The sequence below is a fragment of the Lutimonas halocynthiae genome (assembly GCF_030409835.1).
Taxonomy (GTDB): Bacteria; Bacteroidota; Bacteroidia; order Flavobacteriales; family Flavobacteriaceae; genus Lutimonas; species Lutimonas halocynthiae.
This window is the reverse complement of the sequence record NZ_JAUFQO010000004.1, coordinates 403,405-429,929: the sequence shown is the minus strand read 5'-3', so window position 1 is coordinate 429,929 and position 26,525 is coordinate 403,405. Positions and strand designations below refer to the sequence as shown.

Genomic DNA, 26,525 nt, shown 5'->3' with positions numbered 1-26,525 from the left:
AATTAATATAATAGGGAGATTATATTTAAATCGTTTTATTTTGATCAATCGTTACAAGTTTTTAAGCGCTTGTTTAATCAGTTCCTCCAGGCTTATTTCCGGAGAATTTTGTAAAATAACTTGTATAACTTTTTCAATTTTTTTTCTAGAAAATCCTAAGACTTCTAAAGCTGATAACGCTTCAATTTTAATAGTATTGTTCGAAACTGATAAATCTTCTGAAATTTCATAAGTTTTTAAGATTTTATCTTTCAAATCAACGATCACCCGCTGAGCCGTTTTTAGTCCAATTCCCTTAACAGATTGAATTTTTGAGACATCCTCACTACCTATAGCTCTTTGGATTTCTTCTGTGTCCATGGATGAAAGCATAGTGATGGCTATGCTTGGTCCCACGCCAGAAACCGAAATCAACATTTTAAATATTTCTCGTTCAGTTTTACTGTAAAAACCGAAAAGAATATGCGCATCTTCTCTAATCACTAGATGTGTGAATAATTTCAGGTTTTCCTGATCCGGAATGTTTGAAAAGGTTTGTAAAGAAATATGGATATGGTAGCCTAAACCATTGCATTCAACAACTACATGGTCGGGGTTTTTCTCGACCATTTTCCCTTGAATATGTGTAATCATAAATTTTGAATCGTGATGGATTCAAATGTAATAATTTTATGCACTTAAAATGAAAATGTTATGCTTAATTTAATAACATTATAAAGTCTAAAACATGACACTAATATGTGTGCTTTTCAGGACTTAAATCACTTCTTCTTTTATAAAAGAAACGGGTTTATTTTTTTCTGCTTTGGGCGTCAACCACAGCAATACAAACAATGTTGACAATTTCATCAACACTGGCGCCTAACTGAATTAGATGGACAGGTTTTTGAAGCCCCATAATGATTGGTCCAATCGAATCAGAGGAATGAATTTCTTTTAATAATTTATAACTGATATTCGCTGATTCCAGGTTAGGATAGATCAAGCCGTTTACTTTTTTACCTTGAAGTTTAGAAAAAGGAAATTTTTCATTCCTCATTTTTTCATTTAAAGCAAAGTCTGCTTGAAGCTCTCCGTCAATATTTACATTCGGAAAAAATTTGTGCAAATAGTTAACTGCTTCTGACATTTTTTTCGCAGAGTCAGATTTTGACGAACCAAAATTTGAAAACGAAACCATGGCCAGATTAGGCTTAAGGCCAAACATCTTCATGGTCTTATCAGTCATTCTGGCAATTTCGGTTAATTCTTTAGCATTAGGATTAATATTCATCGCTGTATCTGAAAGAAATAAAGGCCCTTTTTCAGTAAGCATTAAATTTGTTGCGGCAATTCTCCTGATGCCTTTTATTTTTCCAATAAGTTCAATCATGGGTTTGGCAACCGTTGGATAACTACGTGTATATCCTGTAACCAAAGCATCAGCGTGATTTTCATTGACCATCATAGCCGCAAAATAGTTGCGTTCACGCATCCATTTTTGTGCTTCCAATAAGGTCATTCCTTTACGTTGCTCTTTTTTCCAATAGATTTCGGCGAAGGCATTTCGTCTTTTTTCCTCAGATTTTGATTTTGGATCAATGATCGTAATATCCCCTTCAAACTGGATTTCTTTCATTAAACTTTCTATGGCTATCTGGTCACCTAGCAATACGGGAATAGCGATCCCTTCATCATATGTGATTTGGGCTGCCTTCAAAACATTTAGTTGATCCGCTTCAGCGAAGATGACTTTTTTAGGATCAGATTTAGCCCTATTCGTAATCAGTCGCATCAATTTACTGCCAGTTCCCAATCTTTCAATCAAAGACTCCTTGTAGGCCTCCCAATCTTTTATTGGCTGTTGTGCTACCCCAGACGCCATGGCTGCCTTGGCAACCGCTGGAGGAATTTCACTGATCAATCGAAGGTCAAAAGGCTTCGGGATGATATAATCTTTTCCAAAACTAATACTCTTTTTATTATAGGTGATATTAACCTGCTCTGGCACACTTTCTTTAGCCAAATTGGCCAAGGCATGAACAGCGGCCATTTTCATTTCTTCATTTATTTTTGTTGCTCTGACATCCAATGCCCCTCTAAAAATAAATGGAAAACCAAGTACATTATTTACTTGATTCGGATGATCTGACCTTCCGGTAGCCATGATAATGTCTTTTCTGGTATCAACAGCCAGTTTATATCCAATCTCAGGATTAGGATTCGCAAGCGCGAATACGATAGGATTGTCAGCCATGGACAAGAGCATTTTAGGCGTTACAATATCTCCTACTGAGAGACCGATGAGTACGTCGGCATTTGTCATTGCATCCTCTAAAGTATATAGATCTTTATCGGTCGAAAATTCCTTTTTTTGTTTGTTTAAGTCGTCGCGATCATTTCTTAAAACCCCTTTGCTATCGCACATAACGATGTTCTCTTTCAAAACACCCAATTTCTTGTATAAACGGGTGCATGATATAGCAGCAGCGCCGGCACCGTTAATCACAATACGCACTTCTGATGGTTTTTTTTCGGCTATTTCTAAAGCGTTTTTTAAGGCTGCAGCTGAAATAATGGCAGTTCCATGTTGGTCATCATGCATGACCGGAATATCCAGTTCTTCTTTAAGCCTTCTTTCTATTTCAAAGGCTTCAGGTGCCTTAATATCCTCTAAGTTTATGCCTCCAAAAGTAGGAGCGATGGCCTTTACAGTTTCAACAAATTTATCCACGTCCTTGGCATCAACTTCGATGTCAAAAACGTCAATATCAGCGAATATTTTAAAAAGAAGCGCCTTACCTTCCATTACTGGTTTAGAAGCTAAAGGGCCAATATCACCTAGTCCTAATACAGCAGTTCCATTTGAAATCACCGCTACTAAATTCCCTTTGGCAGTATATTTATAAACATCTTGGCTGTTTTTCTCAATTTCAAGACAGGGTTCTGCAACACCAGGTGAATATGCTAATGACAGATCTCTTTGAGTAGAATGTTTTTTTGTGGGAATCACTTGAATTTTTCCTGGCGTTGGAAATTCGTGATAATCTAAAGCATCAGTTTTTTTTATTTTGGATCCCATTATTTTGGTTTTAAGCCTAAGTGTACAAAGTTATATTTTTTCACAGAAGAAGGGCAGTGAATTTTATTTTTTTAGGAAGCTGATATTCCTTTTTAATCCCTCAAATTTAGTTCTTTTCACAGCGGATCTTCTAAAAATATCTTGAAAAACATCCTTTGTGATTTCTTGCCAATCGTTTTTGTCGTAATTCAACAAGCGATCATCTGGTTTAAACCTTGCTTCATGGTTAGGTTCTGAGAACCTGTTCCAAGGACATACATCCTGGCAAATGTCACATCCAAACATCCAATCGTCAAAATGATTCTTAAATTGTTTGGGGATTTCATCCTTTAATTCTATCGTAAAATAGGAAATACATTTGCTGCCATCAATAGTGTTGTTTGGTAAAATGGCTTGAGTAGGACAGGCATCAATACATCGAGTGCATGAGCCGCAATGGTCAGTTTTAAAGGCTTCATCATGTATCAGGTCAAGATCTAAAATGATTTCGGCCAAAAAGAAATAAGAACCTTTGCTCTTAGTAATGAGCAGCGAGTGCTTTCCGAGCCACCCTAATCCGCTTTTTTGCGCCCAGGCCCTTTCCATGATTGGTGCAGAATCAGTAAAGACTCTGGCGTGAAAATCACCGATTAGATCTTGCATAGAAGCGACCATTTCTTTCAGCTTATCCTTGATTACATGATGATAATCTTCTCCATATGCGTATTTGGAAATTTGGTAACTGCTTTTATTCTGCTTCTCTTCCGGAAAATAATTATATAATAAGGAAATTACACTTTTGGCGCCTGGTACAAGTAAACTCGGGTCAAGACGTTTGTCAAAATGATTAGCCATATAATGCATTTCTCCATGAAAATTTTTGCTGAGCCATTGTTCCAGGCGAGGCGCTTCATCCTTGAGGAATTCAGCTTTTGAAACACCGCATGCACTGAAGCCAAGGCGTTTGGCTTCTTCTTTGATCCACTGTGTATGTAATGCTTTGTTTGTCAAGAGTAATCCAAAGTACTGAATAAGACTTAAAAATATTGATGGCGTTTCATTTTAAGACATGCTTCACCATACTACATGTCTTAAATGGGTTAAATATGATGTGTTATTTTTATCGAATTTAAAACAATTCCCCTGGAGTGATTCCCTTGATTCTGCCGAGGTGTTTATAAGCCAGGTCAGTGACTTCTCTCCCACGTGGCGTTCTCATTATAAATCCTTCTTGTATTAGGAAAGGTTCATAAACTTCCTCAATCGTTTCTGCATTTTCACCAACTGCCGTAGCAAGGGTACTGATTCCTACAGGACCGCCTTTAAACTTATCTATAATGGTCGTCAGAATTCTGTTGTCCATTTCATCAAGACCGTGCTTGTCAACATTCAATGCATTTAAGGCATACCTTGCGATTTTGATGTCAATGTTCCCATCTCCTTTAATTTGAGCAAAGTCTCTAACTCTTCGAAGAAGGGCATTTGCAATTCTGGGAGTTCCTCGACTTCTTCCTGCAATTTCAATGGCTGACTCCATGGCATTAGAAACATTAAGAATTTTTGAGCTTCTTTGAACGATATGTGTGAGTAATTCTGTGGTGTAATATTGCAGCCTGCTACTGATTCCGAATCTAGCCCTCATTGGAGCTGTTAATAAGCCCGAACGGGTTGTAGCACCTATTAAAGTGAAGGGTTCGAGATTGATCTGAACGCTTCTTGCATTTGGACCTGACTCAATCATGATATCAATTTTGTAGTCCTCCATGGCAGAGTAAAGGTATTCTTCGATAACCGGACTTAAGCGATGAATTTCATCTATAAATAGTACATCTCTTTCTCCTAAATTTGTAAGTAAACCGGCAAGGTCACCTGGCTTGTCAAGAACGGGGCCTGAAGTAACTTTTATATTGGTTTTTAACTCGTTGGCAATGATATGGGCCAGTGTAGTTTTACCAAGTCCTGGAGGGCCATGAAATAAAGTGTGGTCTAAGGCCTCTTCTCTTTGGTTGGCGGCTTCAACGAAAATTTTTAAATTCTCCAGGACCTGATCCTGACCTGCAAAATCGTCAAACGACAAAGGCCTGAGTTTTTTTTCAAGATCAAATTCTTCGGGATTTAGATTTTGACTGGAGGCATCTAAATTTTCGTTCATTTTTGGGTTATCAGTTAAATAAGTTGTTTTATTCTATCTCAATTTCAGTTGCTAATACAATAGCCCCGGGATACTCTTTTTTTATATTTACCATAGCATGATCAGCTTCTAAGCGGGTCTTATAGTTGCCAATCTGAAGCTTCCATTGAGGTGTACTGAAAATTATAGATGTATCAATATCAGGGTATAAAGACGTGAATTCTTCTTTTATTTTATAACACTCTTTTTCACTACCGTAATAGATTTGTATTTTAAATCCTTCAAATTTTTCTAGCGTCTTATTATAATCTTTTTTCTGAGCAAGCATTTCATCAATATGAGCGCTGCTTTCAATGCGCACAGTAGCGTCGTTTGATTGCGCTGACAGATTAAACTGCCAGAATGCTATAAAAGCTAGTGTAATTAAGAATTTCAAGTTTGATGAATAGCGCATAAATCGTTTTTTTTTACAAATCTAAAAGAATATTTTAAGATAGGTGTTTTTTTCGTTATTTAGAATGATTATAAATTAATATTAACAGATCTTTAATACTTTGTCTATACGCAAGAAAATGTATTTTTGCACAATCTTTTTACTTTATATGATTTTTATCATAGGTTTAAAAGTGTTGGAATATTTTCACCCTGAAAAGTGATTTTAATATAACGTAAACAATGCAAATGAAAATTGTAATACCCAGCAGTTCATTTAAGAAATTCTTAGCTAGCCTTTCTTTCCTTTTTTTACTCTCATTTAGTCTTACTGCACAAGAAAGTGATCCCGCAAACGGGAAGAAATTATTCAATGCTAATTGTGCGGCATGTCATAAAATGGATAAGAAACTTATTGGTCCACCTTTGGGAGGTATCAATGATAGAAGAGAAAACGAATGGTTACAGGCTTGGATCAAGGATAACAATGCCTTAAGAGCAAGTGGAGATCAAGACGCCATCGATATATTCGAAGAATATAATGGTATGCCAATGACTCCTTATCCACAGTTGTCAGAACAAGATATTAATGATATTTTGGCCTATACTGATGGAGAACCAAAAGAAGCTGCTGCTGATGTGGCAGCCGCCCAGGAAGTAGATCCTAAAGTGGCTATTGGAAAGAAAATATTTCAAACCAATTGTGCTTCCTGTCACAAGCTTGACAAAAAATTGATTGGACCAGCTCTTGGAGGAATTGCAGACAAAAGAAGTGCAGAATGGTTAAGAGCATGGATCAAGGATAATAATGCCTTAAGAGCCAGTGGAGATCAAGACGCTATTGATGTATTCGAAGAGTATAATGGAATGCCAATGACATCGTTTCCTCAATTATCAGATGATGATATTGATGCGATTATTGCTTATACAACAGTAGGTGATATGAAACAAGTTGCTGCAACTGCAGGTGGTGAAGTCGTTGCGACTGCAAAAACTTCTACAGCTTGGATGAGTTACATTGTAGTCTTTGTACTACTTGGAATCATAATTTGGATTTATGTTGCCAGTAATAATGGATTCCTCAAAATCGCAGCAACAATATTTGTTATGATTCTTACAGGATATATTCTTTTTGATAGTTTGATGGATATTGGTGTTGATCAAGATTATCAGCCAATTCAACCGATAGCTTTTTCACATAAAATTCATGCCGGAGATAATAAAATAGACTGTCAATATTGTCATTCATCGGCGAAACACAGTAAGACTTCTGGAATTCCTTCTGTGAATGTTTGTATGAACTGTCATAAGAGTATCTCAGAATATACGGGTCCTACTACATCAGATAAGGATAAAGCATTTTATGATGAAGAAATTCAGAAAATTTATGACGCCATTGGCTGGGATTCAGAGAACCTTCAGTACATAGAAGGTTACGAGCAAAAACCAATCAAATGGGTTCAGGTTCATAAGTTGCCAGACTTCGCTTACTTTAACCATGCACAACACGTTACTGCTGGAGGCGTTGCCTGTCAAAAATGTCACGGTCCTGTAGAAGAAATGGAAGAGATATATCAGTTTTCACCACTTACAATGGGTTGGTGTATGGACTGTCATAAATCAACTGACGTTAACTTAAAAGGAAATGACTATTACGCTAAGATCCATGAAGAATTGGCAAGTAAGTATGGTGTTGAATCCGTAACGATTGCTCAGTTAGGTGGTAAAGAATGTGGTAAGTGTCACTACTAGAATAATGAAAATAGATGAACTGAACGCCGTTCAGTTTTAAAAAAATAAACAACAAGATTAAATATGGCATCTAACAAGAAATACTGGAAAAGTGTTGAAGAACTAAACGAAAATAGTTCTATTGTTGAAAAGCTGCAGAAAAGTGAATTTATAGAAGATTTACCCACTGATAAATTCTTAGGAGACAAAGAGACCTTGGAAGCAAGTGATACTTCTAGAAGAGACTTTTTGAAATATGTAGGTTTTTCCACGGCAGTTGCTTCTCTCGCGGCCTGTGAAGGCCCTGTAGTGAATTCCATTCCTTATGTGATAAAGCCGGATGATGTAATTCCAGGAATTGCTGATTATTACGCATCTACGATAGCAGATGGTTATGATTTTGCAAATATATTGGTAAAGGTTAGAGAAGGTAGACCCATTAAAATTGAGCCTAACAAGGATTCAATGAATGGAACTACTAATGCCAGGGTTCAAGCTTCTGTATTGTCTTTATATGATAACAACAGATTAAGAGGACCTCTTTCTAAAGGAGAAGAGACTGATTATACTACTTTAGATAAAGAGGTAATGGCTCAGTTGAATGATGCCAAAGCCAAAGGTTTGAAAATTGTGCTGTTAAGTGGCACGAAAGCGAGCCCGTCTTTGAATAATTTGGTTGGCGAATTTGGTCAATCTTTTGGAAATTTTGAACATGTTATATATGATGCGGTTTCAGAAGATGCTGCACTTAATGCTTTTGAGAAAATGTATGGAGTTCGCGCTTTAGCGGATTATCATTTTGGAAAGGCAGATGTTATTGTTTCTGTTGGTGCTGATTTCCTAGGAGACTGGCAAGGAGGTAGTTTTAGTACTTCTTACGCCAAAGGGCGCAAGCCAAAGAATGGTAAGATGTCAAGACATATACAGTTTGAATCTAATATGTCTCTAACTGGAGGTAATTCAGATAAAAGAGTAGTTGTAAAGCCATCTGAGCAACTTCAGGTGATGAGCAAGTTATACGAAGCTATCGTAAACGGAAGAAGTGCGGGTAACGCGACACCTACTGATGATGCGATTTCAAAAGCGGTTTCCCAGCTTAAAAAAGCAGGAAGCAATGCGCTTGTAGTGACAGGTGTGCAGGATGATAATGCACAATTACTTGCACTGGCAATTAACGCAGCGCTTCAAAGTTCTGTAATAGATGTAGTGAATTATAGAAATGTACGTCAAGGAAATGTATCAAAAGTACATCAATTGATCAAGGATATGAATTCAGGTACTGTTGGCGCAGTTATTATCGCCGATACAAATCCGGTTTATTCATTATCCAATTCTGCTGAATTCACAGCAGCACTTGGAAAAGTGCCGTTGAGCGTAAGTTTTGCCATGTCAATGGATCAAACAGCAGCAGCAAGTGCTTATGTTGTGGCCAGCCCACATTATTTAGAATCATGGGGTGATGTTGAGATCACACGTGGAAACTATAGTTTGATACAACCTACGATTCAGCCTTTGTTCAAAACACGTCAATTGGATGAAAGTCTTTTAAAATGGATGGGTAGTGATGGCACAAGCTATGATTATATTAAAAATTATTGGCAAGCAAATGTTTTAGGAGGACAATCTTGGAACAAGACGCTTCAAACAGGAACTTTTTCAAATGTTACTGAAAGCAGTTCAACTATAAACGAATTAGATTTTGCAGCCGCAAGTGCAGCCTTGGCTAAGACTAGCGGAAGCGAAATGGAATTAACTGTATATACTAAAACAGGTCTTGGAGACGGTCAACAGGCTAACAACCCTTGGTTGCAGGAATTACCTGATCCGATCACAAGAACATCTTGGGATAACTACTTATTGGTTTCAAGAATCGACGCTGAGACTTTAGGCTTAACAAACAGAACTGTTGATAATGGGGCCTTGAATGGTGACCTTGTAACAGTTACAGCAGACGGTGTTACTTTAACAGATGTGCCGGTTTATATTCAACCGGGCCAGGCAGCTGGATCAGTATCAATTGCAGTTGGGTACGGAAGAACAGACCTTAAAAAGGATATGAATGTTGGTGTAAATGCTTACCCGCTTTCATCTGGAGCATTTCATAACGTAAGTATTGAAAAGACTTCTGGAGAGCATAAGTTTGCCTGTGTGCAATTGCATCATACTATAATGGGTAGAGAAGGGGAGATTACGAAAGAAACCACTTTGGCTGATTTTGTAACCAAACCAAAAGAAGATTGGAATCAAGCTCCTTTATTCTCTTTGAACCATCAGGAAGTAACTCAAGACAAAGTTGATCTTTGGGAAAAATTTGATGATACTTTAGGAACTAAATTTAATTTATCGATTGACCTCGCTACATGTACAGGTTGTGCTGCATGTGTAGTAGCTTGTCATGCTGAAAATAACGTTCCAGTTGTTGGTAAGCATGAGATCAGGGTGAGTAGAGATATGCACTGGTTAAGAATTGACAGGTATTATTCAAGTGATATGACTGTTGAAAAAGGTAAAGAAGACGGGTCCTTCGGATCAGGAGATTTCTTTAAAGCACAAGGAGAGCCATCAGATGCTCCTGAAGTTGCATTTCAACCTGTAATGTGTCAACATTGTAGTCATGCACCTTGTGAAACAGTTTGTCCGGTTGCCGCGACATCTCACGGTCGTCAAGGTCAAAATCAAATGGCTTATAACCGTTGTATCGGTACGCGTTACTGTGCAAATAACTGTCCTTATAGAGTAAGAAGATTCAACTGGTTTAAATACGCTAACAACAATGAGTTCGATTTTAACATGAACAACGAGTTGGGTAAAATGGTATTGAATCCTGATGTGGTTGTAAGATCAAGAGGGGTAATGGAAAAATGTTCTTTCTGTATTCAGAAAACACAATTGACCATTTTAAATGCTAAGAAAGAAGGAAGACCTGTAGCAGAAGGTGAGTTTACAAGTGCTTGTTCAAGTGCTTGCCCAACTGGAGCTATGGTATTTGGAGATGTTAATGAACCAGAAAGTGAGGTTGCTCACTTAAGTGAAGATGATAGAAGTTTTAAACTTCTGGATTTCGTAGGAACCAAACCAAATGTTTTCTATCAGTTAAAGGTTAAAAATACCACGGAAGCATAAGCTGAATTGGTAATTGAATAAAAAAGAGAAATAAATTAATATTATAACATACTATGTCTCATTACGAAGCACCTATTAGACAACCATTAATTATAGGAGATAAGAGTTATCACGACATTTCTAATGATATCGCAGCGCCGATCGAAGGTAAAGCCAATAAATGGTGGTGGGCTGTATTCAGTTTAGCATTGATTGCCTTTTTATGGGGTATTGGAGCTATTGCTTATACCATAGGAACTGGAATTGGTGTCTGGGGTCTGAACAACAAGATCAACTGGGCCTGGGATATCACTAACTTTGTTTGGTGGGTTGGTATTGGTCATGCCGGAACCTTAATCTCTGCTGTACTTTTATTGTTCCGTCAGAAATGGAGAATGGGTATCAACCGTTCTGCTGAGGCGATGACAATTTTTGCAGTATTTCAAGCTGGTTTATTTCCGGTAATTCACATGGGTCGTGTATGGAATGGTTATTGGACCATGCCGATTCCAAATCAATTTGGAAACTTATGGACGAATTTTAATTCTCCATTATTGTGGGATGTTTTTGCGATATCAACATACTTAACTGTATCAGTAGTGTTCTGGTACACTGGTTTATTGCCTGATTTCGCAATGATTAGAGACAGGGCAACAAAACCATTTCAAAAGAAAATTTATAGTTTATTGAGTTTCGGTTGGACAGGTAGAGCTAAAGATTGGCAACGTTTTGAGGAAGTATCTCTTGTGTTGGCCGGTTTAGCAACGCCGTTGGTACTTTCAGTACATACAATTGTATCCTTTGACTTTGCTACTTCAGTTATACCAGGTTGGCATAGTACGGTTTACCCTCCATATTTTGTGGCAGGAGCTGTATTCTCAGGATTTGCAATGGTACAAACATTACTTATCGTGATGAGAAAAGTGTCTAATCTTGAAGCTTATATTACAAGAGGACATATAGAGAATATGAACAAAGTAATATTGGTAACAGGCGGAATCGTTATGGTGGCCTATTTATCAGAATTCTTTGTTGGGTGGTATTCAGGAAGTTCTTATGAAGACTTTACTTATCTTTCTGTAGGAGCAGCAACCGGACCATACTGGTGGGCATTCTGGGCTTTGATTTTATGTAATGGCGTTTTTCCTCAATTACTGTGGTTCAAAAAGCTGAGAACAAATTATACGTTTTCTTTTATCATGGCATTGATTATTAATATTGGAATGTGGTTTGAGCGTTTTGATATTATTGTAATTAACCTTAGTAGAGGTCATCTTCCATCTACATGGACACAATTTGAGCCTACTTTCGTGGATATAGGAATTTTTATGGGTACGATAGGATTTTTCTTTGTACTCTTTCTGTTGTATGCAAGAACGTTCCCTGCTGTAGCGCAGGCTGAAGTGAAATCTATCTTGAAATCATCAGGAGATAATTTCAAAAGAGCCAGAGATACTAAATAAAACATACAATTAATATAATTGATAAATTAAACAAGATGAGTGATAAAGTTATACATGCCATTTACGACGACGACGATGTACTGTTAAAGGCCGTTAAAGAGGTTCGTGAAGCGAATCATCACATTGATGAAGTATATACTCCTTTTCCGGTTCACGGGCTTGATAAAGCTATGGGATTGGCTAATACCCGAATAGCGATTACTGCTTTTTTATATGGGATCACAGGTTTGGGATTTGCTGTATGGATGATGAATTATATGATGATTGAAGACTGGCCTCAAAACATTGGAGGAAAGCCAAGTTTTAGTTATGCTGAAAACATGCCTGCTTTTGTTCCAATTATGTTTGAATTGACAGTGTTTTTTGCGGCGCACTTAATGGTAATTACTTTTTATATGAGAAGTAAAATTGGCCCTTGGGTGAAAGCTTCTAATCCTGATCCACGTACAACTGATAATATGTTTTTGATGGAAGTTCCTGTAACAGGAGATGAAAAAGAATTGGAAACGTTTTTAACTAAAACAGGGGCAGTTGAAACTAAAATTGTTGATAAGCACTAAAAGATTACTAATGAAGAATATATTCAATTTAGCGTTAACAGGTTTGATCATGGTATTACTTGTAGCCTGTGGGGATGAAAAACCAACAGAAAGAAGTGTACAATACATGGGTGATATTGATATGTATGAGTCAATACCTTACGATGGTTATACAGAAAATCCAGTCTTTAAAGATGGGTATACGTCTCAGTTACCAGTTGCAGGTACAATTGCAAGAGGTGCTTCGGTTTATGATTATCCAAATTCTGAAGAAGGTTATCAGATGGCAAAAGATTCATTAAGAGCGCCGTTTGAAGTGTCAGAAAAAAGTCTTGAAAAAGGAAAGGTTACTTATAAAATTTACTGCTCGTCATGTCACGGTGATACAGGAGACGGAATGGGAACTCTTGTGAAGAACGAGAAATTCTTAGGTGTTCCTAACTATAAAGACAGAGACATTACAGAGGGTAGTATTTACCACGTGATCATGCACGGAAGAAATTTAATGGGATCTCACGCTGGTCAGTTGACAGAAGCTGAGCGTTGGAATGTGGTTCAATATGTTGAGCACCTTAGAGCAGATCTTTTAAAGTAAAAAAATAAAGTAAAAAATAAATACAGAATATAATGTATACATTTTCAGGTAAAATAAAAACGGTTTCACTTGTCCTAATGATTATAGGTGCACTGAGTATTGGATATGGGTTTTTTAGCGCTCCAAAAACTACTCAGGATATAGAGCAGGCTATGGCACATGATGATGGAGGTCATGGAGAGTCGACTGCTCACGCAGAAGAAGGTCATGGTGAAGAGCACAGTGCTGAAGAGGCTGAAAGTCACTTGGAGCATTTGTTACATCAAGGACAAAATCGTCCTTGGGCAGCTTTTTTCATAGCAGCCTTTTTCTTTTTGATGGTATCAGTGTGTGTATTGGTTTTTTATGCGATTCAGTGGGCTGCTCAGGCAGGCTGGTCAATTGTATTGTTTAGAGTAATGGAAGGTATTACAGCCTATATTTTACCAGGTTCAATATTATTATTTGCATTCTTGTTATTTTCTGGACTTCACATGAATCATATTTATGTTTGGATGGCAGAAGGAACTTTTGATCCAACAAGTGAAAATTATGATGTGATTATTGACGGAAAAAGCTGGTGGTTAAACACTTCAGGCTGGTTGATTCGTAGTTTCATCTATTTATTTGTATATAATATTTTCAGATATATGCTGAGGAAAAATTCTTTAGCACTAGACGTAAGTGGAGACATTACTATCTATAAAAAGAATTTCAATTTATCGGTAGCATTCATCGTGTTGTTTGGAATAATTGAATTGTTCATGTCTTTTGACTGGTTAATGTCATTGGATCCTCATTGGTATAGTCAACTGTACTCTTTCTATGTGTTTGCAAGTGTACTGGTTTCAGCGATAACAACTATAGCATTGGTGACGATATACCTTAGAAACAAAGGTGTGTTGCCATTCGTGAATGATAGTCATATTCATGATCTTGCAAAGTACATGTTTGGATTTAGTATTTTCTGGACTTATTTCTGGTTTGACCAGTTTATGCTTCAATGGTATGCGAATATTCCTGAGGAAGCAGCTTATTTCTTCCCAAGATTAATTGGCTCATATCAATTGCCATTTATCTCAATGTTAGTGATGAACTTTGTATTCCCGATTCTTATTCTAATGAATAGTGATTTCAAAAGAGTACCATGGTATGTTGTGACAGCAGGATTGGTAATCTTGACAGGTCATTATATCGATATTTTCCAATTGGTTTCACCAGCTACAGTGGGTGATAGTTGGAGTATAGGGATACCTGAATTAGGCTCATTGGCTTTCTTTTTAGGTCTTTTCATATATGTTGTTTTTTCAGCAATTGCGAAGGCTCCTTTGCATGCCAAGGGGAACCCATTTATGAAGGAAAGCGAAATTTATCATTACTAGACTAACTACCTAAAATATAAAAGGTTGCCCATATATGGGCAACCTTTTTTTTTGTCCGAATAATTTATTGATTTTTTTTTGGCTTAAAGCTGATATAAGTCATGAAAATTAATATTTTTATTTATATTTGCGGCACATAAAATCCGCTTATAAACTTATATATCATTGATGAAGGCACTATTTTATATTCTTATATTTTTTGTAATTGCGACAGCATTTTGGCAATTTTTTAAATTATTGGGATTAACAAAGAAGGATCAGGTAGCAACGGAGGAAGAAAATAACATTAACGGATGGTTGATGTTAGGTTTAGGTGGTTTTATATACGGGTTGATGCTCTATTCTATGATTCAGGGAAGGGTGGTTTTATTACCGCGTCTTTCAGCTTCACTAGAGGGTGAGGATATCGACAAATTATTTGTGATTACGATGGGGCTTATACTTGTAGTCCAGTTTATCACACAATTTCTAATCTATTATTTCACATTTAAATACAGAGGTATTAAAGGACGTAAAGCTGTCTTTTATGCCGATAGTCATAAACTTGAAATGTGGTGGACGGTAACGCCAACTATTGTTTTGTCAGTTTTGATTATATACGGATTATGGACTTGGAATAATGTTCAGGATCTTTCAAATGCAGAAAATCCTTTGATCATTGAAGTGTATGCAAAACAATTTCAGTGGGAAGCAAGATATGCCGGAGAGGATAATGAATTGGGAGTTGGGCATGTAAATTTCATCAAGGGTATCAATACCATGGGTGTAGACATGACTGATAAAAATTCAGCAGATGACATTCCTGTTAGAGAATTACACTTGCCAAAAGGCAGAAAGGTGATCTTTAAATTTAGATCTCAGGATGTATTGCATTCTGCTTATATGCCTCATTTTAGAGCTCAGATAAACTGTGTTCCAGGTATGACTACTTCGTTTGGTTTTACACCAACAGTAACTACTGAAGAAATGAGACTTGATGAAGATACCAAAGCAAAATTTGATGCAATCAATGCTTTAAGAATTTCTGAAGGGAATGAAGAAACTGTTGAGTTTGATTATCTTTTACTTTGTAATAAAATTTGTGGTGCCTCTCATTATAATATGCAGATGAAAGTTGTGGTACAAGAAGAAGCAGATTTCAATAAATGGTTAAAGGAGCAAAAAACTTTGACTCAGGTTATCAATAACTAAGAACTAATCGAAAAACTTATTTAAGGAAAATGTCAGATCATCATCATCATAAAGAAACATTTATAACCAAGTATATTTTTAGCCAGGATCATAAAATGATTGCTAAGCAATACCTAATCACGGGTATGTTTATGGGGGTTATTGGAGTGTTTATGTCTATGTTGTTTCGTTTACAACTAGCTTATCCGGATCAAAGTTTTAGTATTATTGAAGCCTTTCTTGGAAAAGGAGGAGAAGGAGGTCAGATGACGCCTGATATGTATATGGGGCTGGTAACCATTCACGGTACCATCATGGTGTTCTTTGTACTTACAGCAGGATTGAGTGGTACATTCAGTAACTTACTAATTCCGTTGCAGATAGGAGCCAGAGATATGGCTTCAGGATTTTTGAATATGATTTCTTATTGGTTATTCTTCTTGTCAAGTTTAATCATGTTTCTTTCGATTTTCGTACATACAGGTATGGCATCAGCAGGATGGACTATTTATCCGCCACTTAGTGCCTTGCCACAAGCCATGTCAGGATCAGGACTAGGAATGACCTTATGGTTGGTTTCTATGGCAATTTTTATTGCATCTTCTTTAATGGGATCCTTAAACTATATCGTAACCGTTTTAAATCTTCGTACAAAAGGGATGAAGATGACGCGTTTACCTTTAACTATATGGGCATTTTTAATAACAGCTGTGATTGGGGTAATTTCTTTCCCGGTTTTATTGTCAGCTGCCTTATTATTGATTTTTGACCGTAGTTTTGGAACTTCTTTTTACCTGTCGGATATATTTATTCAAGGAGAGGTATTGCATTATAAAGGAGGTTCTCCAATTTTATTTGAACACTTATTCTGGTTCCTTGGGCATCCAGAAGTATATATTATTTTATTGCCGGCACTTGGGATTACTTCAGAAGTAATTTCTACCAATTCCAGAAAACCAATTTTTGGTTATCGCGCTATGATTGGTTCCATTATGGCAATTGCCTTTTTATCGACTGTTGTTTGGGGTCACCATATGTTTGTAACAGGAATGAATCCTTTCTTAGGATCAGTATTTACTTTTACAACCTTATTGATTGCAATTCCTTCGGCGGTTAAAGCATTTAATTATATCACCACACTTTGGAAGGGTAATTTGCAATTGAATCCTGCGATGCTTTTCTCTATAGGGATGGTTTCAACTTTTATTACCGGTGGATTAACAGGATTGATCCTTGGAGATAGTGCCTTAGATATTAATGTTCATGATACCATGTTCGTTGTGGCTCACTTCCACCTTGTAATGGGTATTTCAGCATTATTTGGAATGTTTGCCGGGGTTTATCATTGGTTCCCTAAGATGTATGGGAAAATGATGAATAAGGATATGGGTTATCTACATTTTTGGATTACTGCCATATCTGCCTATGGTGTATTTTTTCCAATGCACTTTATTGGACTAGCCGGATTACCAAGAAGATATTATAGCAATTCAGCATTTCCAATGTTCGAAGATTTATTACATATTAATAAAGTAATAACAGTGTTTGCACTTATAGGTGGACTAGCACAGTTAATTTTCCTTGCCAATTTCTTCTTTAGTATTGGAAAAGGTAAGAAAGCTGTTCAGAACCCTTGGAAAGGAAATACTTTAGAATGGACTACTCCTGTTGAACATATGCACGGTAACTGGCCTGGAGAAATTCCAGAAGTTCACAGATGGGCTTATGATTATAGTAAGATTGATGAAAACGGAGAACTTTGGGGAGGACAGGATTTTACACCTCAGACCTTGCCAATACGTGAAGGCGAAGAAGAATTTTAAAAGCTACTACTAATTAAAAAAATCATATTTTTAGACCTCAATTTTATTGAGGTTTTTTTTTACCTTTAATTTAAATAACTGCAGCGCATGTTAAAAAAAGTCGGCTATTTTATTTTAGCATTACTACTTCTAGTAGGGGTAATTTCATACATTTTTATACAAAATAACAAACCGAATTATAAGGGTACTATTTCAATCAATTCTTTGGATGATCCGGTAAGTGTTTATTTTGATGATTTTGGTGTTCCCCATATTTTTGCTGATAACGAAATAGATGCCTACAGAGCCTTGGGCTATGTGCATGCCCAAGACAGATTGTGGCAGATGGAATTAATCAGGAGGATTGCGGCGGGAAGATTGTCAGAGGTCTTTGGTAAAGATCTGGTAAAAACTGATCAATTCTTTCGAGGACTAGGTATAGATGCATCCGCGGATAAAACAATTGCTGAACTCGATAAGAATTCACAACCGTATTTATTAGCTATAGCTTATTTAGAAGGTATCAATCATTTTATGGATGAAGGAACAACTCCATTAGAATTTAAGTTGATCGGAGTTGATAAGGAACATTATTCTTTGAAGGATATTTATAATGTATATGGCTATATGAGTTTCAGTTTTGCTCAAGCCCATAAAACGGATCTGTTTTTAACTGATCTAAAAGAGTTATTAGATAACAAATATTTATTGGATCTCGATATAGATATAAGTCCTAAAACGACTCTTATCAAAAACTCAAGAGGTATGAAAAGGATGTCATCCAACATGGGTGCAGAGGTGTCGAAGTTTATGGATGGATTACCAGTACCACCTTTTGTGGGAAGTAATAGCTGGGTTATTGGTCCTGAAAGAACGAAAAATGGCAAAGTGATTTTTGCAAACGACCCGCATATTGGTTTTTCTCAACCCTCTGTTTGGTATCAGGCTCATTTAATCACACCTGAAAGGGAATTGTATGGATTCAACCTTGCTTTAAGTCCGTTTCCTTTGTTGGGACACAATTACGATTATGCTTATGGATTGACCATGCTTGAGAATGATGATATTGATTTTTATTCGGAATCAACAGATCAAAAATATGCGATTCGAAAAGAGGTTATCAAAGTGAAAAACGAAGATGATGTGAGTTTTGAGGTTAAAACCGGTGTCCACGGACCTGTTATGAATGACCTTCTAGATCAAATCGAAGGAGAAACCGCTATTACAATGGATTGGATATATACCAAGTTAGACAATGAAATGCTGGAAGCTTCTTATGCCATTTCTCATTCTAAATCCTTGCAGGAGTTTAAGGATGGAGTTAGCAAAATCGTTGCCCCTGGATTAAACATTATGTATGGTGATGCAAGGGGAAATATAGCCTGGTTTGCTGCAGCAAAATTATATGAAAGGGGAGAAGGTGTGCATTCGAAATTTGTGTTGGATGGCGCTAATGAAAATGATGATCAATATGCTTATATCGATTTTGAGAACAACCCGCATGCCATTAATCCTTCATGGCATTATGTATATTCTGCGAATAACCAGCCAGAAGAAGTGAATGGAAAATTGTATCCGGGCTATTATTTGCCAGAAGATAGAGCCAAAAGAATTGTTGAAATCATAGAGGCATCAGAAAAAGTGTCTTTAGAAGATATGGAAGAGATGATTAATGATGTACAATCATCTGTAACACCCGATTTGGTGAAAATTATGTTATCCAATATTTCTATTGTCAATCTTAATGAAAAAGAGAAAGAAGCACTGATAATATTAAAAGAATGGAAAGGCGATTATTCAAAGGAACAGATAGCGCCAACAATTTATTTTAAATTTATTTATTTGTTTTTGAAAAATACTTTTGAAGATGAAATGGGAGCAGCGTTATTTGAACAGTTTTTGCAAACACATTTATACAAAAGACAGATAGCTAAACAAATGAAATGGAATAGGTCTGTGTGGTGGGATGATGTGAAAACAAAAGAGGTTAAAGAGTTAAAGGATGAAATCATTACAAGGTCTTTTCACGAAACCATGACCGAATTAGAATTACAGTTTGGAGACGATCTAGAAGATTGGTCATGGTCTGAAGCTTTAACTGTTACCCACAAGCATGCCTTCGATAAAAACGGAACTCTAAGAAGCTTTTTTAATGTAGGACCTTTTACAACCGATGGTGGAATTGAAGTAATCAATAACCAATTGTTTAAGTTAAACCCAACCGGAATCTATGAAGTTCATGCAGGACCATCGACAAGACGGGTCATTGATTTTTCTGATGTAGAAAATGCCAAGGCTATTTTGCCTACAGGTCAGTCGGGTAATGTTTTTAGCAAACATTACAAAGACCAGGCACAAAAATACCTCGATGGTGATTTTGTCAAGATGATGCTAAATAAAGAAGAAATCAAGGCCTCTGAAGACATATTGGTATTGCTGCCAAAGAATGACAGCATTAATTAAGACTCGTTTATTTATGGTTTATACCTTCAGTCAAAAAGATCTGAAGAAAGATACCGATCTCCACGATCGCAGATGATGCAAACAATAACACCTTTATCAATTTGATTTGCAATTTTTAAGGCTGTCGTTACAGAACCACCGCTGCTCATTCCGGAAAATACCCCCTCATCTTTAGCAAGACGAATGCTCATTGCCCTTGCTTCATCTTCACTAACTTCTATGATTCGATCTACTTTAGACTTATCAAAAATTTTAGGTAAATACTTCTCCGGCCATTTTCTTATTCCTGGAATTCTAGAATTATCAGTAGGCTGGGCTCCAATTATTTCAATATCTGGGTTCATTTCCTTTAAAAAAGTTGAGACCCCCATTATTGTTCCCGTGGTGCCCATAGCAGATACGAAATGTGTAACTTCATGATTGGTATCTCTCCAAATTTCAGGACCGGTAGTTTTATAATGCGCTTTCCAATTGTCTGGATTGGCAAACTGATTAAGCATAATATAACCTTCTTCAAGCACTTTTTTATCAGCATAATCACGTGAACCCTCGATCCCTTCAGAAGCAGCGGTCAATGTTACTTTTGCTCCATAGGCTCTCATCGTTTGAACTCTTTCTTTAGTTGAGTTTTCAGGCATTACCAATTCAATATTGAGTTTGAAAATTCCTGCAATCATCGCCAGAGCGATTCCAGTATTCCCACTGGTCGCTTCTATTAGTTTGCTTTTTTCGTCTATTTCTTTTCTATCAAGAGCAGATTTGATCATGTTGTAAGCAGGCCTGTCTTTGACACTTCCTCCAGGGTTGTTTCCCTCCATTTTGAATAAAAGCTTGACGTCTTTATTTACGAGTAAGGTTCTGGAGTTAACAAGAGGTGTATTGCCTATAAGATCTAGAATTCCTTTAGTCTGCATGATCAGTTTTTTGTTTAAGTTTAGTATCTGTTCTTTGATAAACTATGGAATTAGCAGGAACCGATTGTGTCAGCCAAACATTACCTCCAATAGTACAATTTTCTCCAATGATAGTGTCGCCGCCTAATATGGTAGCACCAGCATAAATAGTCACGTTATTCTCAACTGTGGGATGTCTTTTTGTATTTTCCATTTCCTTAGACACTTGTAAAGCACCTAAAGTCACACCCTGATAAAGTTTCACACTATTCTTTATAATCGTACTTTCTCCTATTACAACTCCTGTTCCATGGTCAATAAAAAATGGAGAGCCAATAACAGCTCCGGGATGGATGTCAATTCCTGTATGACGGTGGGCATATTCACTCATCATTCTTGGGACAAGAGGCATTTGTAAATTATGTAAATTATGACTTATCCTGTAGACAGCAATGGCGTAAAATCCGGGATATGCGAGAATAACTTCCTCGACACTTCGAGCGGCCGGATCATGGAGATAAATACATTTGGCATCCTGATTTAATTGATTTAGCAGTTCAGGAAGACCTATCAAGAATTTCTTCCAAATATTTTCAACTCCAAGACCGCCGCTGTTATCAATCATCAATGCGATGTCGTTAAAGGAGTTCGCCAAATCGTCTATGTTTTCAGAAACAGATATTTTTGAATCAAAAAGTATATGGAACAGGTCATCGGTGAAATCTTCAGTTTTTGATTTAAGTCTAAAATCTACCAAATGATTCTGTTTGTTATTTCTGATGCTTTGAATGATTTTATCTATTGACATAACCTATTTATTTCTTGTACTTATCGCCTAAAGACGAATTAATCTGTAAGATATTACAAACAGTATTTTTGTTAGACCCTTTTATAAACTTCTTTAAAAGGAATTCTGAACCTTTCCCCATAAACTCCTTCGGGTTTTCTGATGCCACAGCTTATTACCATGTTTATTTCAGCCCCATAAGGCAGTTTTAGCAACCTTTTTATACGAAGAGAATCTATTCCTTCCATTGGGCAAGTATCATAATTGATATCTGCCATGGCAAGCATAAATGTTTGGGCGGCTAAGCCAGCACTTTTGTGTGCTACAATTCTCATATCACTATTGCGAGCCTGTCTGTATATAGGTCTGAAAAGCCCTATAATCCAGTAAAGGCCATATTTTATATATCCAAAAATCCCTAAGAAATCAGCATAACTAACTGGAATAATTGTTTTGTAATAGGTGAATGCAAATTTGGCTCGTTTTGACTGTTCCTTTTTTGGAAGGTCTCCAAAAACCTCTTTTAGATTTTGTTCATGGGCTTTTGCTCTTTTTCTCCACAAGTCTTTTCTGACCACCATGACGAGCATCTGCTGAGCGGATTTTGCAGCATTTTGATCAAAGCAAAACTTCGACATTTTATGAAGCGTATCTTTAGAGGTAATATGATAAAATTCCCATAATTGCATATTACTGCTGTTCGGAGCTAATACTGAAAGCTCAATACATTGCCTTACCTTTTCTGGGTCTATCGCTTTATCCGGATCATATTTTCTCACCGATCTTCTCCTATTGACCGCTTCAGTAAATTCCATGCTTTTGCTTTTTCATTTCGTACAGCACTTGTTCATATGAATCTATAACTGCGGCAATAAAGATAATTAAATGATCGTAGACTGCCCTAATGAAATATTCTCCACATGGTAAAGAATGTTTTTCTTATCCATAATGTATTCAGAAATAAATTCTCCGACTGTTGTCGTATGTGCAAATTTCTTGGTTGAATTGATATCAGGAGTTGTAATATGATGCTCTATCGATTTTTCAACGGCATTTTTAATGGCATCTGCTTCTTCATAGAGCTTAAAATGTTCCAATAATAAGGCAGTTGATAAAATGGTGGCTAAAGGGTTTGCGAGGTTTTTCCCTTTCATTTCCGGGAACGAACCATGAATGGGTTCAAAAAGAACTGATTTTTCGCCTATAGAGGTTGATGCCAACAGACCAATTGATCCTGAAATAACACTTGCCTCATCTGAGAGAATATCACCGAATAAATTATCAGTTAAAATAACATCAAACTGTCTTGGGTTGATAATAATTTTCATCGCAGCATTATCTACATATAAATAGTCTACAGCTATCTCAGGGTATTCTTTGGCAAGTTCTTTAACACGTTTTCTCCAAAGTCTTGATGTTTCAAGAACATTGGCTTTATCTATTAAAGTTAATTTTTTTCTTCTTGTCTTGGCAGATTTAAATGCCATATGCGCAATACGATCTATTTCTGATATACTGTAATTAGAAGTGTCAGAAGCCGCAGTTCCGTCAGAGTTGGTGCTTTTATCTCCGTAATAAATTCCTCCAGTTAATTCTCTAAAAATGACAAAATCAGTATTTTTTATTACTTTTTCTTTAATTGGAGATTTATGGATAAGTGGCTCAAAGACCTTTAAAGGCCTTATGTTGGCATATAATCCAAGTTCTTTTCTTAGTTTAAGCAGTCCTTGTTCAGGCCTGATTTTGATGTCGTTACCGTCTTCAAATTTCGGATCTCCTATTGCGCCAAAAAGGATGGCGTCAGAATTCTTACAAAGCTCAAGTGTTTCATCTGGTAAAGGAACACCTTTAGCAGTCAATGCACTACCACCAACAAGACCATTGGTGAAAGTAAATTTATGATTGAATTTCTTTTCTATGGCTTTAAGAACCTTTACACCTTGTGCACAAACTTCAGGTCCAATACCGTCACCTCCTAAAACAGCTATGTTTAATTTCATTGGATTTAAATTAGGAAGCTAATTTATCCAATTCAATCCGAACAAACTTGATAATTCTTTCAATATCCATATCATTTACTTCCTTCATCTGGTCAGCAGTCTTTAAGAACTCAGGATACACCTGGTCAAGCTCTATTTTTGTAAGATCAAATCCAATTTTTTTTGCTCTATATGCTAAGGCCGCCCTTCCACTTCTGGCAGTTAAGACAATTGAAGATTCATTAACACCAACATCAGCTGGATTCATGATCTCGTAGGTTCCTCTGTTTTTGATAACACCATCTTGGTGTATTCCAGAACTATGTGCAAATGCATTCTCGCCCACAACTGCTTTATTGGGTTGAACTAAAATCCCCATATGATGTTGAACCATTTGAGAAGTATCGTATAAAAGCTGGGTATTGATATTGGTATCAAGATTTAAGTATGGATGCTGTTTTAAAACCATAACCACTTCTTCAAGTGCAGTATTACCAGCTCTTTCTCCAAGCCCATTAATAGTACATTCTATTTGTCTGGCTCCATTTTGAACGCCAGCAATAGAATTGGCAGTAGCCAATCCAAGATCGTTATGACAATGGCAAGATAAAGTTACGTTTTCAATGCCTTTCACATTTTCCATTAAATACTTCATCTTGGCTCCATATTCTTCAGGCAAACAATAGCCCGTTGTATCCGGAATATTTAATACTGTTGCTCCAGCTTTAATTACCGCTTCACAAACTTGAGCAAGGTAGGCATTGTCAGTTCTACCCGCATCCTCTGCATAAAACTCTATATCCTCGACATAAGTTTTGGCATATTTAACGGCATCTACAGCTCTCTCAATAATCTTTTCTGGTGTAGAGGCAAATTTATATTTGATATGTGACTCTGAAGTACCTATGCCAGTATGTATTCTTGGTCTAATGGCATGTTTTAAGGCTTCTCCAGCTGCATCAATATCTTTCTTATTCGCTCTTGTTAAACCACAAACCGTTGCATTTTTCACTAATTTTGAGATTTCCACAACTGAATTAAAATCTCCAGGACTTGAGATCGGAAAACCTGCCTCAATAATATCAACTCCGAGTAGGTCCAGACGCTCTGCAATTATTAATTTTTCTGGCGTATTTAACTTACAGCCAGGTACTTGCTCCCCATCTCTAAGGGTTGTGTCGAATATTTGGACTTGATTCATGCTCATTATTAAATATTTTTTATCACTTTTGAATAATCAAAATTAAAGGGAAATCAATAAAGTTGAGGGTTTCCTTTTAAATGTTTACTACATTCAGATTATTTGAAGACCGTTTAAAGTCTTGATAATCATTTGTTTAAAGGTATTTTATTACGATGTCTATGGAAAAAACTGATGCGCTTTTTTTATTGGTCAAATCCTTGACGAAATCTGAAAAAAGACAGTTTAAATTATATGCTGGAAGACTAGGAGGAAATTCTGAGAAGAATTTTATTGCCTTGTTTTCTATTTTAGACAAGCTCGAAGAATTTGATGAAAAACAGATTCTGTCCAATACAAATATCAAAAAACAACAACTTTCGAATTCTAAGGCACACTTATACCGACAGATTTTGGTGAGTCTTAAGTTGAACCCCATTCACCAGAGCGCCAAAATGCAGGTTAGGGAACAATTGGATTTTGCAACGATTCTATATAATAAAGGGCTTCACAAGCAAAGTTTAAAAGTTTTGGATAAAGCCAAAGGAATCGCCTTGCTTAATGAAGATAATAACCTGGCCTTTAGTATTGTGGAGCTTGAAAAAGTAGTTGAGTCTCAATATATTACCAGGAGCTTGAGTAGTCGAGCTGATAATCTGATATCTCAATCCAAAGAGTTAGGTGAAAAGACTTTGATGCTTAGCAAATTATCAAACTTATCTTTGCAATTATATAGTATGCTTCTCAAAAAAGGCTATGTAAGTAATGATAAAGATTTTGAAGAGATACAAATCTTTTTCAAAGGTGCTTTACCCGAGTATGAGCTGAAAAAACTTGGTATTATAGAGAGACTTTATTTGTATAAGGCTTATTTGTGGTATAGTTTTATAGTTCAGGATTTTGTTTCGAGTTATAGATATGCTCAGAAATGGGTTGATCTTTTCTATTATAACCCGCAAATGAAAAGAACTAATCCGGTGTTCTATTTAAAGGGCATCAACTATTTGCTGGAATCTTTATTTCTCATTCAGCATCTCACAAGATTTCGATCAACCTTGAATTTCTTTGAAGAGGAACTCAACAATCAAAAATTTCTTTTAAACGAGAATACGGAGTCTCTGGCTTTTTTATACCTCTATCTCAATAAGATTAATTTGTATTTTCTACAAGGAGATTTTAATCTTGGTCTGAGGTTGATTCCAGAAGTGTTGGACGAAATAGAGACTCACAGGTCAAAAATTGATGACCACCATGTGATGGTTTTCTACTATAAATTTGCCAGTTTGTACTTTGGTGCATCGCAATATGACAAGTGTATTTACTATTTAGAAAGAATTATAAAAAACAAACAGTTAGGTATGAGAGAAGACTTGATGTGTTTTACACGAATTCTAAATTTAGTAGCCCATTATGAGGCAGGTAGAGATCAGAACTTGGAAGTGTTAATCAGATCAACTTATAAGTTTTTAATGAAAATGAATGAATTGCATTTGGTGCAACAAAAATTTATAAGCTTTTTAAGAAATTTAAGCAATATCTATCCACATGAAATAAAAAATGCCTTTAAAGAACTTCATAAAGAATTAAAGGTGTTTGAAAATCATCCGTATGAAAAAAGATCGTTTATGTACTTGGACATTATTTCCTGGCTTGAAAGTAAGATTGAAAACGTATCTGTTGAATCGATAATTAAGAAGAAATCTAAACAGGTTTATAAATAAAATATGTAGTTTTGATCCATATTTAACATCATGAAATATAACAATATAATTTTAGTCACTGTCATTATTTTAAGTTCAATTGGAATTGGATAGGAAGTGCTAATGTTATAAGATCATATGAACCTTCCTTATGGAA

Annotated in this window: 20 protein-coding genes; 10 read left to right on the top strand and 10 right to left on the bottom strand. The window is 36.3% G+C overall.

Features of this window, described 5'->3' with window-relative positions; genetic code table 11:
* Positions 1-51: 51 nt before the first annotated feature.
* The 5 genes from ruvA to QWY87_RS07685 form a co-directional block, all read right to left on the bottom strand.
* Positions 52-633 (bottom strand): Holliday junction branch migration protein RuvA, encoded by a 582-nt coding sequence (gene ruvA, locus QWY87_RS07705; protein ID WP_290289994.1) that lies wholly within the window; start codon positions 631-633, stop codon positions 52-54.
* Between the two features lie 157 nt (positions 634-790).
* On the bottom strand, positions 791-3,061 hold the full coding sequence (locus QWY87_RS07700; RefSeq protein WP_290289992.1) for an NADP-dependent malic enzyme: 2,271 nt from the start codon (positions 3,059-3,061) through the stop codon (positions 791-793).
* Positions 3,062-3,124: 63 nt separating this feature from the next.
* Positions 3,125-4,051 (bottom strand): tRNA epoxyqueuosine(34) reductase QueG, encoded by a 927-nt coding sequence (queG, locus tag QWY87_RS07695; protein ID WP_290289991.1) that lies wholly within the window; start codon positions 4,049-4,051, stop codon positions 3,125-3,127.
* Between the two features lie 118 nt (positions 4,052-4,169).
* On the bottom strand, positions 4,170-5,192 hold the full coding sequence (ruvB, locus tag QWY87_RS07690) for a Holliday junction branch migration DNA helicase RuvB (RefSeq protein WP_290289990.1): 1,023 nt from the start codon (positions 5,190-5,192) through the stop codon (positions 4,170-4,172).
* 28 nt (positions 5,193-5,220) lie between these two features.
* Positions 5,221-5,625 (bottom strand): SPOR domain-containing protein, encoded by a 405-nt coding sequence (locus tag QWY87_RS07685; RefSeq protein WP_290289989.1) that lies wholly within the window; start codon positions 5,623-5,625, stop codon positions 5,221-5,223.
* 227 nt (positions 5,626-5,852) lie between these two features.
* On the opposite strand from QWY87_RS07685, the gene QWY87_RS07680 reads away from it, so the two are divergent.
* The 9 genes from QWY87_RS07680 to QWY87_RS07640 all read left to right on the top strand — a co-directional run bounded on the left by QWY87_RS07680 (position 5,853) and on the right by QWY87_RS07640 (position 19,829).
* Positions 5,853-7,355 (top strand): c-type cytochrome, encoded by a 1,503-nt coding sequence (locus QWY87_RS07680; protein WP_290289988.1) that lies wholly within the window; start codon positions 5,853-5,855, stop codon positions 7,353-7,355.
* A gap of 63 nt (positions 7,356-7,418) precedes the next feature.
* Positions 7,419-10,457, top strand: a complete 3,039-nt coding sequence (locus QWY87_RS07675; RefSeq protein ID WP_290289986.1) for a TAT-variant-translocated molybdopterin oxidoreductase — start codon at positions 7,419-7,421, stop codon at positions 10,455-10,457.
* 53 nt (positions 10,458-10,510) lie between these two features.
* Positions 10,511-11,899, top strand: coding sequence for an NrfD/PsrC family molybdoenzyme membrane anchor subunit (nrfD, locus tag QWY87_RS07670; RefSeq protein WP_290289985.1), 1,389 nt, complete (start codon positions 10,511-10,513; stop codon positions 11,897-11,899).
* A gap of 35 nt (positions 11,900-11,934) precedes the next feature.
* A complete protein-coding gene (locus QWY87_RS07665) occupies positions 11,935-12,459 on the top strand; it encodes a DUF3341 domain-containing protein (protein ID WP_290289983.1) in 525 nt (174 codons plus the stop codon).
* A 10-nt stretch (positions 12,460-12,469) separates the two neighbouring features.
* Positions 12,470-13,033 (top strand): c-type cytochrome, encoded by a 564-nt coding sequence (locus QWY87_RS07660; protein WP_290289981.1) that lies wholly within the window; start codon positions 12,470-12,472, stop codon positions 13,031-13,033.
* A gap of 32 nt (positions 13,034-13,065) precedes the next feature.
* On the top strand, positions 13,066-14,394 hold the full coding sequence (locus QWY87_RS07655; protein ID WP_290289979.1) for a quinol:cytochrome C oxidoreductase: 1,329 nt from the start codon (positions 13,066-13,068) through the stop codon (positions 14,392-14,394).
* A 168-nt stretch (positions 14,395-14,562) separates the two neighbouring features.
* Entirely contained in the window at positions 14,563-15,585 is a 1,023-nt protein-coding gene (locus QWY87_RS07650) for a cytochrome c oxidase subunit II (RefSeq protein WP_290289978.1), read from the top strand.
* A gap of 29 nt (positions 15,586-15,614) precedes the next feature.
* Positions 15,615-17,387, top strand: a complete 1,773-nt coding sequence (locus QWY87_RS07645; protein ID WP_290289976.1) for a cytochrome c oxidase subunit I — start codon at positions 15,615-15,617, stop codon at positions 17,385-17,387.
* Between the two features lie 87 nt (positions 17,388-17,474).
* Positions 17,475-19,829, top strand: coding sequence for a penicillin acylase family protein (locus tag QWY87_RS07640; RefSeq protein ID WP_290289974.1), 2,355 nt, complete (start codon positions 17,475-17,477; stop codon positions 19,827-19,829).
* Between the two features lie 26 nt (positions 19,830-19,855).
* Here QWY87_RS07640 and cysM read toward each other — a convergent pair whose 3' ends face one another.
* The 5 genes from cysM to QWY87_RS07615 form a co-directional block, all read right to left on the bottom strand.
* A complete protein-coding gene (gene cysM / locus QWY87_RS07635; RefSeq protein WP_290289973.1) occupies positions 19,856-20,743 on the bottom strand; it encodes a cysteine synthase CysM in 888 nt (295 codons plus the stop codon).
* Entirely contained in the window at positions 20,733-21,530 is a 798-nt protein-coding gene (gene epsC / locus QWY87_RS07630; protein ID WP_290289971.1) for a serine O-acetyltransferase EpsC, read from the bottom strand. The genes cysM and epsC overlap by 11 nt, the downstream gene beginning before the upstream one ends.
* A gap of 71 nt (positions 21,531-21,601) precedes the next feature.
* Positions 21,602-22,324, bottom strand: coding sequence for a nitroreductase family protein (locus tag QWY87_RS07625; RefSeq protein ID WP_290289969.1), 723 nt, complete (start codon positions 22,322-22,324; stop codon positions 21,602-21,604).
* A gap of 66 nt (positions 22,325-22,390) precedes the next feature.
* Positions 22,391-23,509, bottom strand: coding sequence for a 3-isopropylmalate dehydrogenase (leuB, locus tag QWY87_RS07620; protein ID WP_290289967.1), 1,119 nt, complete (start codon positions 23,507-23,509; stop codon positions 22,391-22,393).
* Between the two features lie 10 nt (positions 23,510-23,519).
* Complete coding sequence (locus QWY87_RS07615; protein WP_290289966.1) at positions 23,520-24,695, bottom strand: 2-isopropylmalate synthase; 1,176 nt, start codon at positions 24,693-24,695, stop codon at positions 23,520-23,522.
* Between the two features lie 155 nt (positions 24,696-24,850).
* Between QWY87_RS07615 and QWY87_RS07610 the strand changes: the two genes are divergently transcribed.
* Positions 24,851-26,389 (top strand): hypothetical protein, encoded by a 1,539-nt coding sequence (locus tag QWY87_RS07610; RefSeq protein ID WP_353959157.1) that lies wholly within the window; start codon positions 24,851-24,853, stop codon positions 26,387-26,389.
* Positions 26,390-26,525 lie beyond the last annotated feature (136 nt).

What these genes read in the sequence shown, in the direction of transcription:
- ruvA (WP_290289994.1), bottom strand. Translation starts at nt 633, where the DNA reads ATGATTACACATATTCAAGGGAAAATGGTCGAGAAAAACCCCGACCAT.
- QWY87_RS07700 (WP_290289992.1), bottom strand. Translation starts at nt 3,061, where the DNA reads ATGGGATCCAAAATAAAAAAAACTGATGCTTTAGATTATCACGAATTT.
- ruvB (WP_290289990.1), bottom strand. Translation starts at nt 5,192, where the DNA reads ATGAACGAAAATTTAGATGCCTCCAGTCAAAATCTAAATCCCGAAGAA.
- QWY87_RS07685 (WP_290289989.1), bottom strand. Translation starts at nt 5,625, where the DNA reads ATGCGCTATTCATCAAACTTGAAATTCTTAATTACACTAGCTTTTATA.
- QWY87_RS07680 (WP_290289988.1), top strand. Translation starts at nt 5,853, where the DNA reads ATGAAAATTGTAATACCCAGCAGTTCATTTAAGAAATTCTTAGCTAGC.
- QWY87_RS07675 (WP_290289986.1), top strand. Translation starts at nt 7,419, where the DNA reads ATGGCATCTAACAAGAAATACTGGAAAAGTGTTGAAGAACTAAACGAA.
- nrfD (WP_290289985.1), top strand. Translation starts at nt 10,511, where the DNA reads ATGTCTCATTACGAAGCACCTATTAGACAACCATTAATTATAGGAGAT.
- QWY87_RS07665 (WP_290289983.1), top strand. Translation starts at nt 11,935, where the DNA reads ATGAGTGATAAAGTTATACATGCCATTTACGACGACGACGATGTACTG.
- QWY87_RS07660 (WP_290289981.1), top strand. Translation starts at nt 12,470, where the DNA reads ATGAAGAATATATTCAATTTAGCGTTAACAGGTTTGATCATGGTATTA.
- QWY87_RS07655 (WP_290289979.1), top strand. Translation starts at nt 13,066, where the DNA reads ATGTATACATTTTCAGGTAAAATAAAAACGGTTTCACTTGTCCTAATG.
- QWY87_RS07650 (WP_290289978.1), top strand. Translation starts at nt 14,563, where the DNA reads ATGAAGGCACTATTTTATATTCTTATATTTTTTGTAATTGCGACAGCA.
- QWY87_RS07645 (WP_290289976.1), top strand. Translation starts at nt 15,615, where the DNA reads ATGTCAGATCATCATCATCATAAAGAAACATTTATAACCAAGTATATT.
- QWY87_RS07640 (WP_290289974.1), top strand. Translation starts at nt 17,475, where the DNA reads ATGTTAAAAAAAGTCGGCTATTTTATTTTAGCATTACTACTTCTAGTA.
- cysM (WP_290289973.1), bottom strand. Translation starts at nt 20,743, where the DNA reads ATGCAGACTAAAGGAATTCTAGATCTTATAGGCAATACACCTCTTGTT.
- epsC (WP_290289971.1), bottom strand. Translation starts at nt 21,530, where the DNA reads ATGTCAATAGATAAAATCATTCAAAGCATCAGAAATAACAAACAGAAT.
- QWY87_RS07625 (WP_290289969.1), bottom strand. Translation starts at nt 22,324, where the DNA reads ATGGAATTTACTGAAGCGGTCAATAGGAGAAGATCGGTGAGAAAATAT.
- leuB (WP_290289967.1), bottom strand. Translation starts at nt 23,509, where the DNA reads ATGAAATTAAACATAGCTGTTTTAGGAGGTGACGGTATTGGACCTGAA.
- QWY87_RS07615 (WP_290289966.1), bottom strand. Translation starts at nt 24,695, where the DNA reads ATGAGCATGAATCAAGTCCAAATATTCGACACAACCCTTAGAGATGGG.
- QWY87_RS07610 (WP_353959157.1), top strand. Translation starts at nt 24,851, where the DNA reads ATGGAAAAAACTGATGCGCTTTTTTTATTGGTCAAATCCTTGACGAAA.